This window comes from Oleiphilus sp. HI0125 (assembly GCF_001635355.1).
This window is the reverse complement of the sequence record NZ_LWGF01000569.1, coordinates 1-846: the sequence shown is the minus strand read 5'-3', so window position 1 is coordinate 846 and position 846 is coordinate 1. Positions and strand designations below refer to the sequence as shown.

General features: G+C 46.0%; 2 protein-coding genes. One reads left to right on the top strand and one right to left on the bottom strand.

From position 1 onward, the window contains the following. The coding region (locus A3762_RS25720) for a cytochrome P450 (RefSeq protein ID WP_156493315.1) at positions 1-259 on the top strand (259 nt) is incomplete at its 5' end. Here A3762_RS25720 and A3762_RS07070 read toward each other — a convergent pair. Then, on the bottom strand, positions 256-846 hold a 591-nt coding region (locus A3762_RS07070; protein ID WP_304439275.1), incomplete at its 5' end, for a molybdopterin dinucleotide binding domain-containing protein. The two genes, A3762_RS25720 and A3762_RS07070, sit on opposite strands and share 4 nt — an antisense overlap.

Here is an 846-nt window from a genome sequence, read left to right as displayed (position 1 = left end):
AGACCCAGACGTTTTCGATCCGGAGCGTTTCTCTCCGGAAAACGAAGCGAAGATCCCGAGATATGCTTATATGCCTTTTGGAGGAGGAAATAGAGTGTGTATCGGCAATTCGTTTGCCATGATGGAAAATAAAATTATTTTGGCCGTCTTTGTTCAGCAGTTCTCTTTCAGTTTATGCGAGCAAACAAAGATTGAACCAGAGCCTCAAATCACCCTTTCTAACAAAAGTGGTATGAAGCTCAGAGTTTGTCGTCGCTAGAGTTTACGGACAGAGCACGGAACGCCGTTAAGCCCCGCGTTCCCTGTTAATGGATCATAGTACTGATCGTCCACGATATCATTCACACTGACACCAGCGCACTCTTGGGCGACCGATAAGTTAGTGCCCTTACGATCATGCCCCCAGCCATGAGGAATACTAATCACGCCGGGCATGATCTCGTCTGATGAAAACGCGTCTATTTCTATTTTACCTACTCGAGACTGAACCACTATTCGTTCACCCTCAGCCATCCCCAAGCTATCAATATCGTTAGGATTTAGTAAGGCGTGATCTCGTCGAGGGCCTTTAACAAGTCTCTGGGAGTTATGTAGCCATGAATTATTACTTCGGATATGACGACGCCCGATGAGCAAGAACTCTGTCTGAGAGTCACAACTTTCATCTCGACCTTCCTCTCGCGTTGCGAGAGCTTCAATCTCTGGCAACAAGCTTTCAATAACGACATGAATGCACTTGTCTTCAGTACAGATGCGCGAGCTCAACCCAGATTTCAACGGTCCTAAATCGATCCCGCTAGGATTTGATTTAAGCTTATCTAAACTCAAGGCTAATCCTTGATTAGC